This is a genomic window from Delftia sp. GW456-R20 (assembly GCF_001622915.1).
In the GTDB taxonomy this organism is placed as follows: Bacteria; Pseudomonadota; Gammaproteobacteria; order Burkholderiales; family Burkholderiaceae_C; genus Comamonas; species Comamonas acidovorans.
In genome coordinates, this window is the sequence record NZ_LWCN01000005.1 from 360,743 (window position 1) to 381,934 (window position 21,192).

Here is a 21,192-nt window from a genome sequence, read left to right on the forward strand (position 1 = left end):
CATGTCGCTTGAGATCGTGCTGATCACCGGGATGTCCGGATCGGGCAAATCCGTCGCCCTGCATGCGCTGGAGGATGCCGGCTACTACTGCGTGGACAACCTGCCCCCCGAGCTGCTGTCCGCCTTCGTCGAACTGGAGCACGGCCGCCACAGCAACAAGGTGGCCATTGCCATGGATGCGCGCAGCGCCGGCGGACTGCCCCACCTGCCCGGCCAGCTGGAACGGCTGCAGCGCCAGGGCGTCGTGCCCCACCTGGTCTTTCTGGACGCCACCACGGGCACCCTGGTGCGGCGCTTCTCCGAAACCCGGCGCCGCCATCCGCTGTCGCAGGGGCCGGTCGCCGAAGGCCGCCGCGCCCTGGTCCAGGACATAGAAACCGAGCGCGAGCTGCTGGGCGACCTGCGCGAGAAGTCGCATGTCATCGACACCAGCCACCTGCGCTCGTCCCAGCTGCAAAGCTATATCAAGGAGCTGATTGCGGCCCCGGTGGGCCAGATGACCCTGGTCTTCCAGTCCTTCGGCTTCAAGCACGGCCTGCCCTCGGACTCCGACTATGTGTTCGATGTGCGCATGCTGCCCAACCCGCACTACGAACCCCAGCTGCGCCCGCTGACCGGCATGGACGCGCCCGTGGCCGAGTTCCTGCGCCAGCAGCCAGGCGTGGACCAGATGCGGCGCGACATCCAGCAGTTCCTGGAGTCCTGGCTGGACATGATGGCCAGCAACCACCGCAGCTATGTCACCGTGGCCATCGGCTGCACGGGGGGCCAGCACCGCTCGGTCTTCCTGGTCGAGGAACTGGCGCGGCACTTTGCCCCGCGCTGGCCCACGCTGTGCCGGCACCGCTCGCTGGACAGCCGGCCCACGCTCAAGCCTGCCGACTTGCTTGCGCACGACGTCTGAGCGCCAGGCCCCGCCTCCGGAACACTGCGATGCAAGGCTTGCCGATGACGAACGCTCCGCGTGTGTTGCTGGTGGAGGACGACCCCGCCATCGCGCGCACCGTCTGCTATGCGCTGGAGCGCGACGGCATCGCCGTGCGCCACTGCCTGCAGCTGGCCGACGCACGCGCGCAATGGCAGGCGCAGCCGCCCGATGCCCTGCTGCTGGACGTGGGCCTGCCCGATGGCAACGGCCTGGACTGGTGCCGCGAGCTGCGCCAGGCCGGCGCCGCCGTGCCGCTGCTGGTGCTCAGCGCACGCGGCGAGGAAATGGACCGCGTGCTGGGCCTGGAGCTGGGCGCCGACGACTACCTGACCAAACCCTTCAGCCCGCGCGAGCTGGTGGCCCGTACCCGCGCCCTGCTGCGCCGTGCGCAGCGCCTGCAGCCCGCGCCAACGGCCAGCGCAGCGCCGGCCGATGCCCTGTTCAGCATCGATCCACAGGGCCAGCGCGTACGCATGCAGGGTGTGCCCCTGGAGCTGACGCGGCGCGAATACCAGTTGCTGCGCTGCCTGCTGGAGCGCCCCGGGCGCATCCTCAGCCGCGAGTTCCTCCTCGACAGCATCTGGGGCCAGGACAGCGACAGCACGGACCGCACCGTGGATACGCACGTCAAGACCCTGCGCGCCAAGCTGCGCGCCCAGGCGCCGCAGCAGGACTTCATCACCACCCACCGCGGCATGGGCTACAGCCTGACGCTGCCGGGCTGAGCCACCGCAGCACGCCATGCGCCTCGGACTGCGGCTGTTCTTCGCCTTTTTCGTCATCAACGGCCTGGCCGCATTCTTCGTGCTGCGCGTCTTCATGGTCGAGGTCAAGCCCAGCGTGCGCAAGGTGACCGAGGACACGCTGGTCGAGACCGCCTACGCCCTGGCCGCGCTGGCCAGCGACGACATGGCCAGCGGCGTGCTGCAGCAAAGCCCCGCGGACAGCCGCTTCGCGCACCACATGCAGGCCTATGCCAACCAGACCGTCAAGGTCTGGATCTGGGACACGCGCAAGACCAGCCTGGACATGCGCGTCACCGTCGCGGACCAGAAGGGCCTGGTGCTGTTCGACTCCGCCGGGCTGGACCAGGGCGCCGACTACTCGCGCTGGCGCGACGTGTACCGCACGCTGCGCGGCGAATACGGCGCACGCACCACGCGCGAGGTGCAGAACGACGAGGCCAGCAGCGTCATGTATGTCTCGGCACCCATCATGGTCGATGGCCGCGTGGCGGGCGTGCTCACCGCCTCCAAGCCCGCCCACTCGGTGCAGAAGATCGTGGACAGCGCGGAAAGCAAGATGCTGCGCGGCGGCCTGCTGTTCCTGCTGCTGTCGGCCGGCGTGGGCTTTGCCGTCACCTGGTGGCTGGTCATCCATGTGCGGCGCCTGCGCAGCTATGCCCAGCAGGTACAGGCGCCCACGCTCAACGAGGCCGCCTCGCCCACCACGGCGCCCCCCATGCCCGAGGCCCCGCGCATGCCCGGCGAGCTGGGCGAACTGGCCCGCGCCATGGAGAACATGCGCAGCCGCCTGGAAGGGCGCGACTACATCGAAGGCTATGTGCGCGCCCTCACGCACGAGCTCAAGAGCCCCGTGGCTGCCATCCGTGGCGCAGGCGAGCTGCTGCAGGAAGACCTGCCATCGGCCGACCGCGAACTGTTCGCGCGCCAGGTGGTGGACCAGTGCCAGCGCCTGCAAAACCTCGTGGACCAGTTGCTGCGCCTGAGCCAGCTGGAGCAGCGCCGCGCCCTGCACCCGCACACGGCCTGCAGCCTGCAGGCCTGTGCCGAACAGGCCGTGGCGCAAGTCCACAGTGCAGCGCACCAGCGCCGCATCCAACTGGTGCTGCACGGCCAGGACAGCAGCGGCCCCTGGGAGCAGGACCTGGTGGTGCTGGCCCTGAGCAACCTGCTGAGCAACGCCATCGACTTCGCCCCAGAGGGCAGCAGCATCCACGTGGACCTGGAGCCCGGCCGCGTCAGCGTGCGTGACCACGGCCCCGGCGTGCCCGAGGCGCTACTCGGCCGGCTGGGCGAGCGCTTTTTCACCACCCCCCGCCCCAACGGGGAGCGCAGTGGCACGGGACTGGGCCTGTCCATCGTGCTGCGCATCATGCTGCTGCACGGCGGCAGCATGCAGGCCACCAACGCCCAGCCCGGGCTGCGTGTCACGCTGAACTGGCCACTGCGGGCACACTGACGCCCCCATATCGGCCCTGCGAATCCGACTTCACACCCGCTTCACACACTTCATTCCGGCCACACAGCCCCCGCCCAGACTGCATCCACGATCAACGAACGGGATGTGGAATGAAGAACCGACTGCTTGCCAAAGGCGTGGCCCTGCTGGTCATGCTGGGCCTTTTGATGCTGGGCCTGGGCCTGATACACGACGTGGTGCGGGACCGCATACGCAACCGCGACAACGCCGTGCAGGGCGTGGTCGCCAGCCTGGCTGGCCGCCAGACGCTGATGGGCCCGGTGCTGGTGCAAAACTGCACCGAGACCACGGGCTTGGAAAAAGGCAGCAAGACCGAATGGACCACGCGCCAGTTCCAGCGCATGCTGCTGCCCGACCAACTGCGCCACCAGGCCACGGCGCGCATGGAGGAGCGCTCGCGCGGCCTGCACCAGGTCAGCACCTATGCCATGCAGGACAGCATCAGCGCCAGCTTCACGAACGCCGCCCAGTACCTGGAAAAGCCCTCCATCGACACGGCGGCCAACCAGACCGTGCGCTGCGGCGCACTGCGCGTGGCGCTGTCGCTCACCGATCCGCGCGGCATACGCTCGGCCACCATCGAAGCCGATGGCAAGAGCCTGGACGTGGGCCCCGGCACATCACTGGAGCGCTTCTCGCAGGGCCTGCAGGCGGAACTGGCGCCGGCCCTGCTCAAGAAGGACGGGCCCCTTGAACTGAAGATTGCCCTGGAACTGGTGGGCACCGAAAAGCTGGCCTTCGTGCCGCTGGGCAGCCACAGCCAGGTCCAGTTGTCGGCCGACTGGCCCCATCCCTCGTTCGGTGGAAGCTTTCTGCCCAACCGGCGGGAGATCAGCGACAAGGGCTTCGAAGCCAGTTGGAACCTCTCGGCCCTGGCCTCGTCCGCACGCCAGGCCTTCACCGACCAGCAGCCGCTGTGCCAGCCCGGCCGCCGCGACATGGAGGAATACGCGGCCACCGCCCATGCCCCCAACAGCGGCCCTTGCCTGGAATCGCTGGATACGGACTTCGTGGACCCCATCAACGCCTACTCGTTGAGCGACCGCGCCACCAAGTACGGCCTGCTCTTCGTGGTGCTGACCTTCGTAGCCGTCGGCCTGTTCGAGGTGCTCAAGCAGCTGCGCGTGCATCCCATCCAGTACCTGCTGGTGGGATCGGCGCTGTGCAGCTTCTTCCTGCTGCTGATCAGCCTGTCGGAGCACATGGGATTTGCCAGCGCCTACGGCATTGCCGCCTCGGCCTGCGTGCTGCTGCTGGCCTACTACGCCAGCCACATCCTGGGCAGCCTGCGCCGCGGCCTGCCGTTTGCGGCGGGCATCGCCGCACTCTACGGCCTGCTGTACGTGCTGCTGCAACTGGAGCAAAGCGCGCTCATCGTGGGATCGATCGCGCTGTTCGCGGTGCTGGCCCTGATCATGGTCTGCACGCGGCATGTGGACTGGTATGCCTTCGGCCGGCAGGATGGCGACCGCGGCGGTGAAGGCGCGGGCACCCCACCCACCGTGGGAGCGCTGCAGCCATGAGCACCATCACCGCCATCAGCGATATCCGCAGCTCGGACAATCAGGCGCTGGAGCGCCAGCGCTGCGAGCAGGCCTGGCAACAGGCCGTGCAAAGCGGGGACCGTCATGCCCTTGGCTCACTGCGCCTGCACATTGCCGACGCCACCGCACGCGCCAGGCGCACGCCCGGCGCACGGGAACAATGGCTGGCCTGGATGCTGCTGCGCTGCGCCCTGCTGCTGCCGCGCCGCAGGTTCTAGCCAGCCGGGCCGGCCGTGGCCTCAGCCCGCAAATTGCGCATCCAGCAGCTTGCGCACCGGGGCTGGCAGGCCCATGTCGGCCCAGGCCCCGGCATCGGCCCAGCAGCCCTGGCCGTCCGGCGTGGCGGCATCGATGCCGCCGCCCTGCACGCGCACGCGCACCGGATGCAGGTGCAGATCGCGGTGGGTGAGCACATGCAGGAAGGCGGGCAGATCGGTCCAGTCCAGGGGCTCCGTTCCTGGCCAATGCTGTGCCGCCGCCTGCTCCAGCGCCTCGCGCCCGTTGAACACGGGTGGCGCATAAAGCCCCGCCCAGATGCCCTGCTGCGGACGGCGCTCCAGCCAGACGCGGCCCTGCCCGTCCACGGCGATCAGCAGCCACCAGGCCTCGGAACTGCGCTTGAGCTTGCGCGTTCGCACGGGATAGTTTTCGGGATTGCCAAAGCGCGCTGCCCGGCACTGCGGCTGCAGCGGACAGACCAGACAGCTGGGCTTGCGCGGCGTGCAGATGGTGGCACCCAGGTCCATCAGGCCCTGGGTATAGCGGGGCATGGCCTGCTGCAGGTCCTCGGTGGGGCACAGCTGCTGGGCCAGGTCCCACAGTTCGCGCTCATTCCTGGCAACAGCCAGATCCGCATCGAAAGCCAGCACGCGCGTGAGCACACGCCGCACGTTGGCATCGAGGATGGGCACACGCTCGGAAAAGCAAAAGGAGGCGATGGCGCCCGCCGTGGACCGGCCTATGCCCGGCAGCGTGGCCAGATCCTCGGCCCTGCCTGGAAAGGCACCACCCCAGTCCTCGACCACGGCCTGGGCACAGCGGTGCAGGTTGCGCGCGCGGCTGTAGTAGCCCAGGCCGCTCCACAGCGCCAGCACCGCGTCCTGCGGTGCGGCCGCCAGGCTGGCGACATCGGGGAAGGCATCGAGAAAGCGCTGGTAGTAGCCCAGCACGGTACTCACCTGGGTCTGCTGCAGCATGATTTCGGAGAGCCAGACGCGGTAGGGATCGCGCGTCTGCTGCCAGGGCAGGTGATTGCGTCCATGCGACGCCTGCCACTGCACGACGGGCGTGGCAATCGAGGGAAAGGTCAAGATATCAAGCAGTCAGTGAAGTTTCCTGTGCAGCCTTTGCCAGGCCGGGGAAGGCGGGCGTGGGCGACAGGGGTTGCAGCAGTTCCATGGTGGCCTGCCCCAGCTGCAGCTGCAAGGCCGTGAGCTGTTCGTCAGCGGTCTCGATCTCGGCAATGCGCTCCACCAGGCCCGAGGCCGCATTCTGGATGCGGTCCACCGCTTCGATGCGGCGGGCAAAGCTGCGCTTGCGCTCCTTCAATTGGGCATCGAGCTGGGCCGTGGCGGATTTGCTCCACATGTCCACGTCGTTGGCCGCAGACTCGAACACCGTGCGCAACCGCATCGCCAGCGCCTTGATCAGGCGCTGTGCAAACGCAGGATTGCTGCGCCTGAGCGCGTGGCCCAGGCCCAGGTACTGGGTGTAGCTGGCCTCGATGCGCTGCAGGTCGGCGCCGAACTCGGCCAGTTCCAGCTGGGCCGGAGCCTGCAGCGAGAAGCCGAACTCGGCATTGAGTTCCTTGAAGGTCGCGCCCAGCATGGACTGGATCTCTCCGGCCTGCGCCTGCGCCCGGGTCGCCACGGTACGCAGGCGCTCGAAGGTTTCGGCATAGACCTTGCGGGCGCCCAGCTTCAGGCCGCGCTGCTCCAGCGCATCCTTGAGATCGACCAGCTCCTGCTTGAGCGCGCTGGAGCCCAGCTGGCGGAAGATGTCGCGCAGCATGCGCATGTGCACCAGCCGCACGGCCTGGATCCTGGCGGCGCTGGCATCGAAATCCTGCTGCTCGCTCTCGATGCGGTGGCGCATGGAGGCGATGACGCTGGCATTCTTGCCGCGCAGACTGCGCAGCTCGGCCATCTGGTCGTCCAGGTCGCGGCGGCGGATGTTGAGCACGCGCTCCACCTCGACCTGCAACTGCTGCACATTGGCCCTGACGGCCGTCTGCAGCACCTTCTGGCGCTGGCCCATGATGCCCTCGGCCAGCATGTTCTCGAAAACGGGCAGTCCGCTGGCCTGCAGCAGCGCATCGTTGCTGGAGACCTTGGCCACCAGGCCCTTTTGCGCCGACACGGGCAGCACCCGCTCCATGGGCAGGCCCAGCATCTGTGCCGACTCCTGGCGCTGGCGCTGCAGTTGGGCCTGCACCTGCGACGCGGAACTCAGGCTGTCCCAGAGCGTGTCTATCTTGTTGAGCACCACGAGGCGGGAATCGGCCAGCGCATGCTGGCCCGAAGCCACATCGGGCGGCAGCACATGGTCGCGCCAGATGGCCAGATCGGACTTGGTCACGCCGGTATCGGCCGCCAGCACGAAGACCACGGCATGGGCCTGGGGGATCAGGTTGACGGTCAGCTCGGGCTCGGCGCCCACGGCATTCAGGCCGGGCGTGTCCAGAATGACCAGACCCTGCTTGAGCAGGGGATGGGGCATGTTGATCAGCGCATGGCGCCACATGGGCACCTCGACCAGGCCCTGCTCATCCACGAAGGGATTGCCGCCCTGGTCCTCGTCATGCCAGAAGCCCCAGGTCCGCGCCAGTTCCACGGAAACCTTGCGCACTTCGGCCACCTTGGCCAGCGTGTCGGCGATCTGCTGGGCATTGTTCACGTCGAGCGGCAGTTGCAGCCAGGCCTCGGGACGGGCGCGCCACTGGCCCAGGCTTTCCAGCGATTCGCGCGTATCGATGGGCAGCAGGCGCAGGCTGGGCTGCAGCTCGGCTTCCCAGCCCAGCTCGGCGGGGCACATGGTCGTGCGCCCTGCGCTGGCCGGCATGAGGCGGCGGCCATAGTGGGCGAAGAAGACCGCATTGATCAGCTCGGACTTGCCGCGCGAGAACTCGGCCACGAAGGCCACCATGACCTTGTCGCCACGCACCTGGGCTTCCAGCCGCTGCAGCCGCTCCTGCACCGCGACATCCAGCAGCTCCTGGGACTGCAGCCATTCGCGCAGCGCATGCAATTGCTGCGCAAAGCCGCGGCGCCATGCGCCGTGCTGGTCGAATTGCTCGTTGAATGATGGTCCCACGTGTTTCCCCCGCCATTGCATCGCCAATGTCTGCCGATGCCTAGTGATCGCCTCGACATTGCGCCGCAAGCGTGATGCCTGTTCTCTTCAAAATATAGCACCGTCGCCCCGTTTTGCCTGCTGCGGCGCCCCAAGGCCGGCCCCTGGAGCGGGGGGATTAAGGACAAAATATCGTTTATTTACAAATGAAACAATATTTCACCATCAATCTGCAGCGGTTGGTGCCTGAAATTTACAGAAACAGGCGTTTTCTGCAAATGCTTCGCGGGGCCTGCCGCAATGTAGCCGCAACAGGCGTTACGAGACGTTGAGAATTCGCTCCATTTTTTGAAGCAATCATCCCGCCTTCTGGCACCGCGCGCAGAAGTAGGTGCTGCGCTGCCCCTGGCGCAGCATTTGCACGGGCGAGCCGCAATGCGTGCAGGGCAGGCCTTCGCGGCCATAGACCTTGGCCTGCAGCTGGAAGTGGCCGGCCATGCCGTCGGGCGCGGAGAAATCGCGCAGCGTCGTGCCGCCCTGCTCCACCGCCAGGGCCAGCACGCGGCGGATCTCCTCGAACAACCGGCGCACCTTGCGCGGCCCGACCTCGCAGGCCGGCTGCGTGGGCGCGATGCGCGCCATGAACAGCACCTCGGACGCATAGATATTGCCCACGCCCACGACCACGCTGCCGTTCAGCAGCAATTGCTTGATGGGCGTGCGGCTGGCCTTCAGGCCGGCCCGGAAGGTCTCGAACGAGAAGCTGTCATCCAGCGGCTCCATCCCCAGATGGTCCAGCAGCCTGCGCGCCCAGGGATCGCTCTCGGCCGCCACATACATCACCGCACCAAAGCGCCGCGGATCGTGCAGCCGCAGCAGGCCCTTGCTGGTCTGCAGGTCGAAATGGTCATGCGTCCCTGCAGGCCCCAGCGGTGCTTCATGGGGGGCCACGAAACGCAGGCTGCCCGACATGCCCAGGTGCAGCATCAGCAGGCCCTCGCTCAGCTCCATCAGCAGATACTTGCCGCGCCGGCGCACGCCGTGCACATCGCGCCCGGCCAGCAGCTCGGGGGCAATGCCCAACGGCCAGCGCAAGGGCTTGCCCAAGGCCACGGATTCAATGCGCGCTCCGGCGATCTGCGCGGCAAAAGCGCGCCGCGTGACTTCTACTTCTGGCAATTCAGGCATGCGATCCGGGTTGTGCTGTAGTTGTGCGAAATGTGGTCTGGGCTTCGATTATTATGGTTCGATGGATCATCGCCTTCGCCTTCAGGGACTTGCCGTGGCAGCAGCCCTGGCCATGGGTTCCGCCACTGCCTGGGCACTCCCGGGCAAGACCGCAGCCACCATCGAGACGGAATCCCCCGAACCTCCCTCGTCCGCCGCCGCCTCTGCGGAGGACGATCGCGCCGCCCTCAACGCCGAGCTGTTCTACGAGATCCTGGTCGGCGAGATCGCCGCCAGCGAAGGTGCGCTGGGCGACGCCCAGGCCATGATGATGGAGGCCGCACGCACCAGCGGCAGCGAGCAGTTGTACCGGCGCGGCACCGAGCTGGCGCTGCAGTCGCGCTCCGGCGAGCGCGCCCTGGCCAATGCCCGTGCCTGGCTGGACGCCTTTCCCCAGTCCCGCGACGCCAACCGCTTCGTGCTCCAGATCCTGGTGGCACTGAACCGCATCGCCGATACCGGCAGCTATCTCAAGCGGGAGATCGAGGCCACGCCTGCGCCCTCCAAGCCCGCCACCTACCTGGGCATCACCCAGCTCTACAACAACGCCAGCGACAAGGCCCTGGCGGCCGATGTGGTCGAGCAGGCAATGGCTGGCGAGACCGACAACCCCGCCAGCGGCCCCCTTGCCTGGGCCACCATCGGCCACATGCGCCTGGGCGCCGGGCAGAAGGCTGCCGCCATGCAGGCCGTGCAAAAGGCACAGGCGCTGACACCCGATACCGGCCCCGTGGCCCTGCTGTCCATGGAACTGCTGGAAGCCGGCATGCCCGAGGCGGAGCCCATCGTCAAACGCTACCTGGCCAAGAACCCTTCAGCCCAGATGCGCATGGCCTATGCCCGCGTGCTGCTGGGCCAGCAGCGCCTGGACGAGGCCCGCCAGCAGCTGGTCTCCATCACCGTGGATTCCCCCGACTACGCCGAAGCCTGGGCCACCCTGGCCGCGCTGCAGCTGCAGTCCAACGACGTGGATGCAGCCCAGGCGTCCACCGAGCGCTTCGGCAAGCTCGTGCCGCAGATTCCCGCCGGTGTGGCGCGCAGTGCAGCCCAGTCCCAGTACTACCTGCTTCAGTCCCAGATTGCAGAAAAGCAGGGCAAGTTCGCCGAGGCCGACGCCCTGCTGCGCCGCATCGACGACGCGCCCAACCTGTTGAGCGTGCAGGCGCGCCGTGCCGCCCTGCTCGCGCGCCAGGGCAAGCTCAAGGAAGCCCGCGCCCTCATCGAGGCCGTGCCCGCCAGCGGCCCCAGCCAGCAGCGGCTCAAGCGCCTGGCCGAAGTGCAGCTGCTGCGCGATGCCAATCAGAATGCCCAGGCCTACGCGCTGCAGGCCGAGTTGCAAAAGCAGGACCCTGAAGACGCCGAGCTCGCCTATGACACCGCCCTGCTGGCGGAGCGCATTGGCAAGCATGACGAAATGGAGCGGCTGCTGCGCGGCATCATCGCGCGCCAGCCCGATTTCCAGCACGCCTACAACGCGCTGGGCTACTCCTTCGCCGAACGCGGCATCCATCTGGATGAAGCCGAAAAGCTCGTCGGCAAGGCGCTGGAAATGTCGCCTGGCGACCCCTTCATCACCGACAGCCTTGCCTGGGTGAAATTCCGCCGGGGCGACCTGGACGAAGCCCTCAGGCTGCTCGAAAGCGCCTACGCATCACGCCCTGACGTGGAGATCGCCGCACACCTGGGCGAAGTGCTCTGGGCCAAGGGTGATCGCGAACGCGCGCAGAAGATCTGGCGCCAGGGCCTGGCCACCAGTCCCGACAACACGACCCTGCGCGAAACCCTGCGCCGCCTGGGCGTTTCGCTTTGAGCCACCGCGCCGTGCCCGGGTTTCCGCATCCCGCCCTTGCACGCCGGCAGCTGTGCGCCACGGCGGCCGCCGCCGCACTGCTGGCCCTGGCCGGCTGCGCCCTGCCACCCCGCCAGCTGCAGGCCGATGCAGCCGCCCCCACCGCTGCAGGCCACTGGGCGGGCCGGCTGGCGCTGCAGGTGGAAGATGCGCAAAACCAATCCTTCAGCGCAGGCTTCGAGCTGCTGGGCACGCCCCAGCGCGGCGAGCTGCTGTTGTTCACGCCCCTGGGCTCGACACTGGCGCGTCTGCTCTGGGAGCCGGGTCAGGCAAGCCTGCAACAAGGCGAGGAGCGCAAGACCTCGGACTCGCTGCCCGCACTGGTGCAGGAGCTGACCGGCAGCGATCTGCCCATTGCCGCCCTGTTCGACTGGCTGCAGGGCCGGGCCACCGCAGCCGCAGGCTGGCAGGTCGACCTCTCCCGCATGGAGCAGGGCCGCCTGTCCGCCCGGCGCCATGACCCGCAGCCGCCGGCCGCGCTGCGCATCGTGCTCGACACGCCCTGATTTCCGCCGGGCGCGCCTGCTCCATCCCCAGCTGCCGCCCCCTGCCTCTTTTCCCTCATCCTCTCCAGCCCATGCGCTCGCTCCACGACGTGCCGGCTCCGGCCAAGCTCAACCTGTTCCTCCACATCACCGGCCGCCGCGCCGATGGCTATCACCTGCTGCAATCGGTCTTCATGCTGTTGGACTGGCATGACACGCTGCATTTCGACAGGCGTGGCGACGGCCAGATCAGCCGCGAGGACCTGTCGGGCATGGCACTTCCTGCCGACGATCTCATCGTGCGGGCTGCACGGGCCCTGCAGCAGGCCACCGGCTGCAGCGCGGGCGTGCACATCGGCGTGGAAAAGCGCCTGCCGGCGCAGGCCGGGATGGGCGGGGGCTCGTCGGATGCGGCATCGACCCTGATCGCACTGAACCGCCTGTGGCAGTTGAACCTGACGCGGCGCGAGCTGCAGCGCATTGCACTGGACCTGGGCGCCGATGTGCCCTTCTTTCTTTGCGGCAACTCCGCCTGGGTGGAAGGCATAGGCGAGCACATCACGCCACTGGAACAGGCCAATGCCCTGCCGCCCCAGCGGTTTGTGGTGGTCAAGCCCGAGGCGGGGCTGGAGACCCTGTCCATCTTCCGCGACGCAACCCTCAAGCGCGATCATGCCCATGCTACAATCGAAGACTTTGCTGCAGATCACTATGGCTTTGGCCAAAACGACTTGCAGCCTGTCGCCGAAAGGCTGCAGCCTGAAGTGAAAAAAGCCATCGATTGGCTAAACTCACTAAAACTGCATGCTAGAATGACGGGCTCAGGAAGTGCAGTATTTGCACCACTGACGCAAACGATTGACTTAAAGGATGCCCCTGGCGCCTGGAATGTCAGAGTTTGCAGCAATCTGCAGGCCCATCCTCTCAGGGATTGGCTGAAAGATGAAAGTTTATAGGCTGTCTGCCTGCGGCAGAAGGCCTGTGTAGGGGAGTCGCCAAGTTGGTAAAGGCACCGGATTTTGATTCCGGCATGCGAGGGTTCGAGTCCTTCCTCCCCTGCCAAACGTCTTTCGCGTCAAGGCAAACCCATCGTACTGGGGCGCTCAATGCATTCACATCATCCTGACATCATGGTCTTCACCGGCAATGCCAATCCTGGCATGGCCACTGAAATCGTTCAGCACCTCGGCACCACGCTGGGCGCAGCCGACGTGGGTCGTTTCTCCGATGGAGAAGTCGCCGTCGAGATCAAGCAGAACGTGCGTACGCGCGACGTCTTCGTCGTGCAATCCACCTGCGCACCGACCAACGACAACCTGATGGAACTGCTGGTCATGGTGGACGCGCTCAAGCGTGCATCGGCCGAGCGCATCTGCGCGGTGATTCCCTACTTCGGCTACGCCCGCCAGGACCGCCGCCCGCGCTCCACCCGCGTGCCGATCACGGCCAAGGTCGTGGCCAACATGCTGCAGGCCGTGGGCGTCGAGCGCGTCCTGACCATGGACCTGCACGCAGACCAGATCCAGGGCTTCTTCGACATCCCCGTGGACAACATCTATGCCACGCCGGTGCTGCTGGGCGATCTGCGCCAGAAGAACTACGAAGACCTGATCGTCGTCTCCCCTGACGTCGGCGGCGTGGTCCGCGCACGTGCGCTGGCCAAGCAGCTCGGCTGCGACCTGGCCATCATCGACAAGCGCCGCCCCAAGGCGAATGTCTCCGAAGTCATGCATGTCATCGGCGATATCGACGGCCGCAACTGCGTGATCATGGATGACATGATCGACACCGCCGGCACGCTGGTGAAGGCGGCCGAAGTGCTCAAGCAGCGCGGCGCCAAGAGTGTCTATGCCTACTGCACGCACCCGATCTTCTCGGGTCCGGCCATCGAGCGCATCGGCAACGGCAATGCCCTGGACGAGGTCGTGGTGACCAACACCATTCCCCTGAGCGCCGAGGCACAGGCCTGCGGCAAAATCCGCCAACTGTCCGTGGCACCCCTGATTGCCCAGACGATCCAGCGGATTTCCACCGGTGATTCGGTGTTGAGCCTGTTCTCTGAATAAAATATCGGCCCCTGTGGTCGGAACCCAGCAAACCTCCTTCGGGAGGTTTGCGCGTTCCGGAGTGGTTTCAGGACCACCCCGGGACACCGCAAGAGCAGCCTGGTCCGCATCGGACAGGCGTTCTTTTATCAACGGATGAGGCTGGTCGCGGTCCATCCATCTAGGAGTTAGTTATGCAATTCGTCGCTTTTGAGCGCGCCAAGCAAGGTACGGGTGCGAGCCGCCGTCTGCGCAATTCGGGCAAGGCCCCTGGCATCGTCTACGGCGGTGCTGCCGAAGCCCAACTGATCGAAATCGATCACAACGCCCTGTGGCACGCCCTGAAGAAGGAAGTGTTCCACTCCAGCATCCTGGACATGGAAGTCAACGGCCAGACCTCCAAGGTCGTGCTGCGCGACGTGCAATTCCACCCCTACAAGCAGCTCATCCTGCACGTGGACTTCCAGCGCGTTGACGACAAGACCAAGGTTCACCTGAAGGTGCCGCTGCACTTCGAAGGCATGGAACAGTCCCAGGCCGTCAAGGTCGAGAACTGCACGATCACTCCTCTGGTCCATGAACTGGACGTGGTGTGCATGCCCGCCCAACTGCCCGAGTTCATCACCGTGGACCTGAGCGGCCTGACTTCCAAGTCCACCCTGGGCCTGCAAGGCGTCAAGCTGCCCAACGGCGTGAAGGCCGTGGTGCGCGGTTCCAACAAGAACCCCGCCCTGATCTCCATCAAGCTGCCCGAAGTGGCTCCTGATGCATCGGCAGCTCCCGTGGCAGCCCCGGCCGCTCCGGCCAAGAAGGGCAAGAAGTAATTCTTGGCTTTCCCTTGCGGTGGCCCCGGCTGCCGCAAACCTGCAAAAGGCCCACCTCGCGTGGGCCTTTTGCATGGGGGAGCACCCTCGCCCGCCTGCTGCGGCCGCCATGGAGATAATCGCCCGATGATCAAATTGTTTGTCGGCCTGGGCAACCCCGGGCCGGAGTATGAGGACACCCGCCACAACGCGGGCTTTTGGTGGATTGATGCGCTGGCGCGCGAACTCAAGGTCCAGCTGGTACCCGAGCGCAGCTACTTCGGCCTCATGGCCCGTGCCAGCGTGCGCGGCGAGAACGTCTGGCTGCTGCAGCCGCAGACCTTCATGAACCTGTCGGGCAAGTCGGTGGGCGCGCTGGCGCGCTTCTTCAAGATCCAGCCCGAGGAAGTCCTGGTGGTCCATGACGAACTGGACTTCGAGCCCGGCCAGGTCAAGCTCAAGCGCGGCGGCAGCCACGGTGGCCACAACGGCCTGCGCGATATCCATGCCCAGCTGGGCTCGGCCGACTACTGGCGGCTGCGCATCGGCATAGGCCATCCGGGCCACAAGGCCGAAGTCGCCAACTGGGTGCTCAAGAAGCCCGCGCCCGACCAGCGCCAGCTGATCGAGGACAGCATCGCCCACTCCCTCAAGGCCTGGCCCGAACTGCAGGCCGGCAACATGGACAAGGCAACCTTGCTGATCCACACCACCAAGCCGCCGCGCCCCAAGCCCGCACGCCCGGCCACGGCCGAGAGCGACAAGGGCTGAACGTTCAGGAAGAAGCGGGAGCCTGGGACTGCAGACGCAGGTACTTCTGCATCAGCGTCTCGCGGTCTTCCACATGGGCGGGATTCACGGGAATGCAGGCCACCGGGCAGATCTGCACGCACTGGGGCTCATCGAAATGGCCCACGCACTCCGTGCACTTGCTGTGCTCGATCTCGTAGTACTCCTCGCCCATGGAGATCGCATCGTTCGGGCACTCGGGCTCGCAGACATCGCAGTTGATGCATTCGTCGGTGATCATCAAAGCCATGGCAGGTCCCTCGCAAGTGCCAGCCACGCTCCGGGCCGGGCGAGCCCATGCGCCCCGAAGGGGCCTTGCAGCAAGGTGGCATCAGTCATGCCGCCATTATCCTGTCCGCCACATAAGCATGGAGGCTGCACGGGCAAGCCCGGCGCCCCGAAATCGATGGCCGCGTCCCCGTCCATCGGGGCCCTGCCGCTTCAAAGGCCGCTATGCTGCGCGCATGGGCCATGCGCAGTACCATTCGGGCCCTTCCAAGAACAACCCACCCACTCCGCCGACGTGACCGCCACCCACCCTGCCGAGGCCGATTGCCCATGAGCATCTTTCTGCTCAAGCGCCTGCTGATGCTGGCAGCCACGCTGCTGGGCGCATCGGCCGTGGTTTTCGGCGTGCTGGAAGTGCTGCCCGGCAATGCCGCCCAGACGCTGATGGGCCCCGATGCCGCGCCCGAGGCGGTGCAGGCGCTGGCCGTGCAACTGGGGCTGGACCAGCCGGCCTGGCAGCGCTACCTGCAGTGGCTGCAGGGGCTGCTGCACGGCGACATGGGCCTGAGCTACGCCTATAGCACGCCGGTCAGCGAGCTGGTGCTGGAGCGGCTGGCCGTCACCGTGCCGCTGGCCGTGATGGCCATGCTCATCACGACCGTGCTGGCACTGGCCGCCGGCATCTATGCCGCCTCGCGCCACAACCGCTGGGGCGACCTGGGCATCATGGGCCTGGCCCAGGTCGGCATCGCCATCCCCAATTTCTGGTTTGCCATCCTGCTGATCCTGGTGTTCTCGGTGAAGCTGCAATGGTTTTCCGCCGGCGGCTTTCCCGGTTGGAGCGAGGCCGACGGCGGCGGCCCGCTGCAGGCACTGCAGGCGCTGCTGCTGCCGGCCATCTCGCTGGCCGTGGTGCAGGCGGCCATCCTGGCGCGCATCACGCGCTCGGCCGTGCTGGAGGTGCTGCGCGAGGACTTCGTGCGCACGGCCCGCGCCAAGGGCCTGTCGCGCCGTGCCGTGCTCTGGGGCCATGTGCTGCGCAACGCCATGATTCCCGTGCTCACGGTCATGGGCCTGCAGTTCGCCCAGTTGCTGGCAGGCACCATCGTGGTGGAGAACGTGTTCTACCTGCCGGGCCTGGGCCGGCTGATCTTCCAGTCCATCGCCAACCGCGACCTGATCGTGGTGCGCAACTGCGTGCTGCTGCTGGCGGCCATGGTGGTGGTCATCAACTTCATCGTGGACGTGCTGTACGCGGCCATTGATCCGCGCATCGAGGCCAGCGACGTATGAGCCAGCCGCACAGCCCTCCTTCGCCCCCGCCCTCCGCCTCGCAAGCGGGCCATCGGCCCACGCGGGCCGTCACCCTGGGCGCGCCCGCCGGAGCGGGCCGGCGCATGCTGGGCCACCGCAGCTTCCTGCTGGGAGCGGTGCTGACCGCGCTGCTGCTGCTCACGGCCCTGCTGTCTTTCTGGTGGACGCCGGGCTCTGCCTACGACATGGACATGGACGCCAAGCTGGCTGCACCGGGCGCCCTGCACTGGCTGGGCACCGACGCCTATGGGCGGGACGTGGCCTCGCTGCTGTTCCTGGGCGCGCGCAGCTCCATCCTGGTCGGCGTGATTGCCGTGGGCATCGGGCTGTCGATGGGCGTGGCGCTGGGCCTGGTCGCGGCAGCCTGCAGGGGCTGGGTGGAAGAGACCATCATGCGGCTGGCCGATTTCAGCTTTGCCTTTCCCGCGCTGCTGTCGGCCATCATGCTCACGGCCGTGTTCGGCGCGGGCATCGTCAACGCCATCATTGCCATCGGCATCTTCAACATCCCCACCTTCGCGCGCATCACGCGGGCATCGGCCAAGGCCGTGTGGGCGCGCGAATACGTGCTGGCCGCACGCGCCTGCGGCCATGGCCGCGCCAGCATCACCTGGCGCCACGTGCTGCCCAACATCCTGCCGGTGCTGGTGGTGCAGGCCACCATCCAGTTCGCGCTGGCCATTCTGGCCGAGGCCGCCCTGTCCTATCTGGGCCTGGGCACGCAGCCGCCCCAGGCCTCCTGGGGCCGCATGCTCAGCGAGGCGCAGACCCTCATGTTCCAGGCACCGCTGCTGGCCGTGTGGCCGGGCCTGGCCATTGCGCTGTCGGTGCTCGGGCTCAACCTGCTGGGCGACGGGCTGCGCGATCTGCTCGACCCGCGCCTGTCGCGCCAGCGCTGAGGAAGGCACGCGCCCATGCCCCTGCTCGAAGTCTCCGGCCTCACCATCACCTTGCAGACCCCGCGCGGCCGCGCGCGCGCCGTGCAGAACCTGGAGTTCATCCTGGAGCGCGGCGCCACGCTGGGCCTGATCGGCGAGTCGGGCTGCGGCAAGTCGCTGACCGCCCTGGCGCTGATGGGCCTGCTGCCAGAGCATGCCCAGGTGGACGGCAGCATCCAGCTCAACGGCAAGGAGCTGCTGGACATGGACGAGAACGCGCTGTGCCGCCTGCGCGGCAACCGCATGGCCATGGTGTTCCAGGAGCCGATGACGGCATTGAACCCCGTGCACGGCATCGGCCGCCAGGTGGCCGAGCCGCTGCGCCATCACCTGCGCCTGGGCCGCCAGGCCGCGCGCGCGCATGCGGTGGCGCTGCTGGAGCGCGTGGGCATTGCCCGTGCGGCCCAGCGCTATGACGACTATCCGCACCAGTTCTCGGGCGGCCAGCGCCAGCGCATCACTATCGCCATGGCCCTGGCCTGCGGGCCCGACCTGCTGATTGCCGACGAACCCACGACGGCGCTGGACGTGACCGTTCAGCAGCAAATCCTGGACCTGCTGCAGGAACTGGTGGCCGAGCATTCCATGGCCCTGCTGCTGATCTCGCACGACCTGGGCGTGATCGCGCAGAACGTGGAGCAGTTGCTGGTCATGTACGGCGGCAGCGTGGTCGAAAGCGGCATGACCGAGGCCATCTTCGCGCGCCGCGCCCATCCCTATACGCGCGGCCTGTTCGCGGCCAGGCCCCAGCTGGACCTGTCCGCCCCAGGCAGCCTGCCGCCGGCCCGGCTGCCCACCATTGCCGGCACGGTGCCCGAGCTGGTGGACCTGCCGGCCGGCTGCGCCTTCGCGGGCCGCTGCAGCTTCACCGAGCCGGCCTGCCACAGCGAGCGCCCGCGCCCCGTGGTACTGGAGCGCCCGCAGCGGCCCACGCCAGCATCACTGCAGGCCTGGGCACAGCCGCATGTGGTGCGCTGCCTGCGCCCCGAGGCCATTGCACAGGGCCTGCCTGCACAGGAATGCGCATGACAGGGCACCCCCTCCAGACGCCACCGGTCCAGACGCTACCGGCTGCCGATGCACCCCTGCTGCAAGTGACAGGTCTGACCCGCAGCTACCAGCTGCCGCGCCGGTCGCTGTGGCGCGCGCCGGAGCAGGTGCATGCGCTGCGCGGCGTGGATTTCACGCTGGCGGCGGGGCGCAGCCTGGGCGTGGTGGGCGAGTCGGGCTCAGGCAAGTCCACGCTGGCACGCCTGGTCATGGCGCTGGACACGCCCAGCGCCGGCAGCGTGCGGCTGTTGGGCCAGGACCTGCACCGGCTCGGCAACCAGGCCCTGCGCATGGCGCGCCGCGATTTCCAGATGGTGTTCCAGGACCCCTACGGCTCGCTGGACCCGCGCATGACGGTGGAGCACATCGTCTGCGAACCCCTGCTCGCCCAGCCTGCGTCGCCCGAACGCAGCGCCCGGCGCGACCTGGCCCGCGCCACGCTGGAACAGGTCGGCCTGCGCGCGCAGGATCTGGACAAGTACCCGCATGAGTTCTCGGGCGGCCAGCGCCAGCGCATCGCCATTGCGCGGGCATTGATCACACGGCCCCGCCTCATCGTGGCCGATGAGCCCGTGAGTGCGCTGGACGTCTCGGTGCAGGCCCAGGTGCTGAACCTGCTGCACGATCTGCAGCAGCAGCTGGGCCTGTCCTATCTGTTCATCAGCCACGACCTGGCCGTGGTCCAGCACCTGTGCGACGACGCCATCGTGCTGAGCGAGGGCCGCATCGTCGAGCGCGGAGCGCCGCAGCAGCTGTTCCACGCCCCGCAGCACCCGTATACGCAGGCCCTGGTCCGGGCCGTGCCGCACATCGCCCTGCAGCACCGGGCCTGAAAGCTGACGGCCGCCCGCGCGGACCAGCCCCCCAGGGCCACGCACCCGTGCGCCGTGGTGTAAAAACACTGCTGCAGGCCGCAGACAGCGGCCCGAGAACCATCTGCAAGAATTTCCGGAGACCTGTTCATGTTCAACCGCCGTTCCCTGCTGGCCAGCTCCGCTGCTGCCGGCCTGCCCCTGCTGATGCCCTGGCCTGCGCTGGCCCAGAGCCGCAAGGACAGCATCACGCTGGCGATGACGCTGGAGCCCCCGGGGCTGGACCCCACGGCCGGCGCCGCATCTTCCATCGGCGAGATCGTGCTCTACAACCTGTTCGAGACGCTGACCAAGATCAACCCGGACGGCAGCGTCTCGCCGCTGCTGGCCGAGAGCTGGGAGGTCTCGCCCGACCTCAAGACCTACACCTTCCGCCTGCGCAAGGGCGTGAGTTTTCAGAACGGCGAGCCCTGCAACGCCCACAGCGTGAAGTATTCCTTCGACCGGGCGGGCGACGACAAGAGCACCAACAAGGACAAGCGAACCTTCGCCTCCCTGTCCACGCGCGTGGTGGACGACCACACCGTGGTCGTGATCAACAAGGACATTGATCCCGACTTCCTCTTCGTGCTCGGCCAGGCGACTTCCATCATCGTCGAGCCCAAGAGCGCGGCCACCAACGCCACGCGCCCCGTGGGCACGGGCCCCTACCAGTTGGGCAACTGGAGCAAGGGTGCCTCGGTCACGCTCACGGCCTGGCCGCAGCACCGCATGGCCTCCGGCCTGCGCATTCGCCGCGCCAGCTTTCGCTTCATCTCCGACCCCGCGGCCCAGGTCGCTGCGCTGCTGGCTGGCGACGTCGATGCCTTTCCGCGCGTGACGCCGCGCAGCGTCGCCCAGTTCAAGGCCAACGGGCGCTTCCAGGTCGTGGTCAGCGGCTCGCGCGCCAAGACCATCCTGGCCATGAACAACGCACGCAAGCCCCTGGGCGACGCGCGCGTGCGCCGCGCCATTGCCGCGGCCATCGACCGCAAGGCCGTGATCGACGGCGCGGGCGACGGCTACGGCCTGCCCATCGGCAGCTACTACGTGCCCACGGCCTTTGGCTATGTGGACACCACGGGCATCAACCCCTTCGACGTGGAAAAGGCCAAGGCGCTGCTGGCCGAGGCCGGCGTCAAGACCCCGCTGGAGCTGACCATGACCCTGCCGCCCACGCCCTACGCGCGCCAGGGCGGCGAGGTGATTGCCGCGCAGCTGGCCAAGATCGGCATCCGCGCCAAGCTGCAGAACGTCGAATGGGCGCAGTGGCTGTCGGGCACCTACACCCTCAAGAACTACGACCTGACGCTGATCTCCCATGTCGAGCCCTTCGACCTGGGCAACTTCGCCAAGCCCGACTACTACTGGGGCTACGAGTCCGCCCAGTTCAACGAGCTGTACGACAAGATCAAGAACGCCTCGCGCCCCGCCGACCGCTCGCGCCTGCTGGGCGATGCGCAGCGCCTGCTGGCCCAGGATTGCGTGCACGCCTTCCTCTACACGCCGCAATGGGTCACCGTGGCCAACAAGAACCTGCGCGGACTGTGGAAGGACATGCCCATCTTCGTCAACGATCTCTCGGCACTGTCCTGGGCCACCTGAACCGCGCACCGGCTGAGCCACA

Annotated in this window: 20 protein-coding genes and 1 tRNA gene; 17 read left to right on the plus strand and 4 right to left on the minus strand. The window is 67.4% G+C overall.

Features of this window, described 5'->3' with window-relative positions:
• Window position 1 precedes the first annotated feature (1 nt).
• The 5 genes from rapZ to A4F85_RS25640 all read left to right on the plus strand — a co-directional run bounded on the left by rapZ (window position 2) and on the right by A4F85_RS25640 (window position 4,913).
• A complete protein-coding gene (gene rapZ / locus A4F85_RS25620; protein ID WP_012207220.1) occupies window positions 2-904 on the plus strand; it encodes an RNase adapter RapZ in 903 nt (300 codons plus the stop codon).
• Window positions 905-933: 29 nt separating this feature from the next.
• Window positions 934-1,653 (plus strand): two-component system response regulator CreB, encoded by a 720-nt coding sequence (gene creB / locus A4F85_RS25625; protein WP_082848292.1) that lies wholly within the window; start codon window positions 934-936, stop codon window positions 1,651-1,653.
• 16 nt (window positions 1,654-1,669) lie between these two features.
• The gene (creC, locus tag A4F85_RS25630) at window positions 1,670-3,130 is read left to right on the plus strand and encodes a two-component system sensor histidine kinase CreC (protein WP_063328207.1); all 1,461 of its coding nucleotides are present in this window, start codon (window positions 1,670-1,672) and stop codon (window positions 3,128-3,130) included.
• Between the two features lie 110 nt (window positions 3,131-3,240).
• A complete protein-coding gene (gene creD, locus A4F85_RS25635) occupies window positions 3,241-4,674 on the plus strand; it encodes a cell envelope integrity protein CreD (protein WP_063328208.1) in 1,434 nt (477 codons plus the stop codon).
• Window positions 4,671-4,913: a hypothetical protein gene (locus tag A4F85_RS25640; RefSeq protein ID WP_063328209.1), complete on the plus strand. Its 243-nt coding sequence runs from the start codon at window positions 4,671-4,673 to the stop codon at window positions 4,911-4,913. The genes creD and A4F85_RS25640 overlap by 4 nt, the downstream gene beginning before the upstream one ends.
• 21 nt (window positions 4,914-4,934) lie before the next feature.
• On the opposite strand, the gene mutY is transcribed toward A4F85_RS25640, so the two are convergent.
• The 3 genes from mutY to mutM form a co-directional block, all read right to left on the minus strand.
• On the minus strand, window positions 4,935-6,005 hold the full coding sequence (gene mutY / locus A4F85_RS25645; protein WP_063328210.1) for an A/G-specific adenine glycosylase: 1,071 nt from the start codon (window positions 6,003-6,005) through the stop codon (window positions 4,935-4,937).
• 4 nt (window positions 6,006-6,009) lie between these two features.
• On the minus strand, window positions 6,010-8,007 hold the full coding sequence (locus A4F85_RS25650; protein WP_063328211.1) for a dynamin family protein: 1,998 nt from the start codon (window positions 8,005-8,007) through the stop codon (window positions 6,010-6,012).
• A gap of 336 nt (window positions 8,008-8,343) precedes the next feature.
• On the minus strand, window positions 8,344-9,174 hold the full coding sequence (mutM, locus tag A4F85_RS25655; protein ID WP_012207227.1) for a bifunctional DNA-formamidopyrimidine glycosylase/DNA-(apurinic or apyrimidinic site) lyase: 831 nt from the start codon (window positions 9,172-9,174) through the stop codon (window positions 8,344-8,346).
• A 61-nt stretch (window positions 9,175-9,235) separates the two neighbouring features.
• On the opposite strand from mutM, the gene A4F85_RS25660 reads away from it, so the two are divergent.
• From A4F85_RS25660 to pth, 7 genes are all read left to right on the plus strand, one after another.
• Window positions 9,236-11,023, plus strand: coding sequence for a tetratricopeptide repeat protein (locus A4F85_RS25660; protein WP_174549346.1), 1,788 nt, complete (start codon window positions 9,236-9,238; stop codon window positions 11,021-11,023).
• Window positions 11,020-11,568 carry an outer membrane lipoprotein LolB gene (locus A4F85_RS25665; RefSeq protein WP_231890628.1) on the plus strand — a complete coding sequence of 183 codons (549 nt, stop codon included), beginning with the start codon at window positions 11,020-11,022 and terminating at the stop codon, window positions 11,566-11,568. The genes A4F85_RS25660 and A4F85_RS25665 overlap by 4 nt, the downstream gene beginning before the upstream one ends.
• A gap of 71 nt (window positions 11,569-11,639) precedes the next feature.
• A complete protein-coding gene (gene ispE / locus A4F85_RS25670) occupies window positions 11,640-12,503 on the plus strand; it encodes a 4-(cytidine 5'-diphospho)-2-C-methyl-D-erythritol kinase (protein ID WP_063328212.1) in 864 nt (287 codons plus the stop codon).
• Between the two features lie 29 nt (window positions 12,504-12,532).
• Window positions 12,533-12,609, plus strand: a tRNA-Gln gene (locus tag A4F85_RS25675).
• A gap of 44 nt (window positions 12,610-12,653) precedes the next feature.
• The gene (locus A4F85_RS25680; protein ID WP_012207231.1) at window positions 12,654-13,613 is read left to right on the plus strand and encodes a ribose-phosphate pyrophosphokinase; all 960 of its coding nucleotides are present in this window, start codon (window positions 12,654-12,656) and stop codon (window positions 13,611-13,613) included.
• A 173-nt stretch (window positions 13,614-13,786) separates the two neighbouring features.
• Window positions 13,787-14,416 (plus strand): 50S ribosomal protein L25/general stress protein Ctc, encoded by a 630-nt coding sequence (locus A4F85_RS25685; RefSeq protein ID WP_013800859.1) that lies wholly within the window; start codon window positions 13,787-13,789, stop codon window positions 14,414-14,416.
• A gap of 126 nt (window positions 14,417-14,542) precedes the next feature.
• On the plus strand, window positions 14,543-15,166 hold the full coding sequence (gene pth, locus A4F85_RS25690) for an aminoacyl-tRNA hydrolase (RefSeq protein WP_012207233.1): 624 nt from the start codon (window positions 14,543-14,545) through the stop codon (window positions 15,164-15,166).
• Between the two features lie 4 nt (window positions 15,167-15,170).
• Here pth and A4F85_RS25695 read toward each other — a convergent pair whose 3' ends face one another.
• On the minus strand, window positions 15,171-15,434 hold the full coding sequence (locus A4F85_RS25695; protein ID WP_012207234.1) for a YfhL family 4Fe-4S dicluster ferredoxin: 264 nt from the start codon (window positions 15,432-15,434) through the stop codon (window positions 15,171-15,173).
• A 308-nt stretch (window positions 15,435-15,742) separates the two neighbouring features.
• On the opposite strand from A4F85_RS25695, the gene A4F85_RS25700 reads away from it, so the two are divergent.
• The 5 genes from A4F85_RS25700 (at window position 15,743) to A4F85_RS25720 (ending at window position 21,170) form a co-directional block, all read left to right on the plus strand.
• Window positions 15,743-16,705, plus strand: coding sequence for an ABC transporter permease (locus A4F85_RS25700; RefSeq protein WP_013800857.1), 963 nt, complete (start codon window positions 15,743-15,745; stop codon window positions 16,703-16,705).
• Window positions 16,702-17,625, plus strand: coding sequence for an ABC transporter permease (locus tag A4F85_RS25705; protein ID WP_034396870.1), 924 nt, complete (start codon window positions 16,702-16,704; stop codon window positions 17,623-17,625). The genes A4F85_RS25700 and A4F85_RS25705 overlap by 4 nt, the downstream gene beginning before the upstream one ends.
• A 15-nt stretch (window positions 17,626-17,640) precedes the next feature.
• Window positions 17,641-18,693, plus strand: a complete 1,053-nt coding sequence (locus A4F85_RS25710; protein WP_063328213.1) for an ABC transporter ATP-binding protein — start codon at window positions 17,641-17,643, stop codon at window positions 18,691-18,693.
• Window positions 18,690-19,547: an ATP-binding cassette domain-containing protein gene (locus tag A4F85_RS25715; protein ID WP_063328598.1), complete on the plus strand. Its 858-nt coding sequence runs from the start codon at window positions 18,690-18,692 to the stop codon at window positions 19,545-19,547. Before A4F85_RS25710 ends, A4F85_RS25715 begins: the two co-directional genes overlap by 4 nt.
• 129 nt (window positions 19,548-19,676) lie before the next feature.
• On the plus strand, window positions 19,677-21,170 hold the full coding sequence (locus A4F85_RS25720) for an ABC transporter substrate-binding protein (protein ID WP_013800854.1): 1,494 nt from the start codon (window positions 19,677-19,679) through the stop codon (window positions 21,168-21,170).
• The last annotated feature ends 22 nt before the right edge of the window (window positions 21,171-21,192 follow it).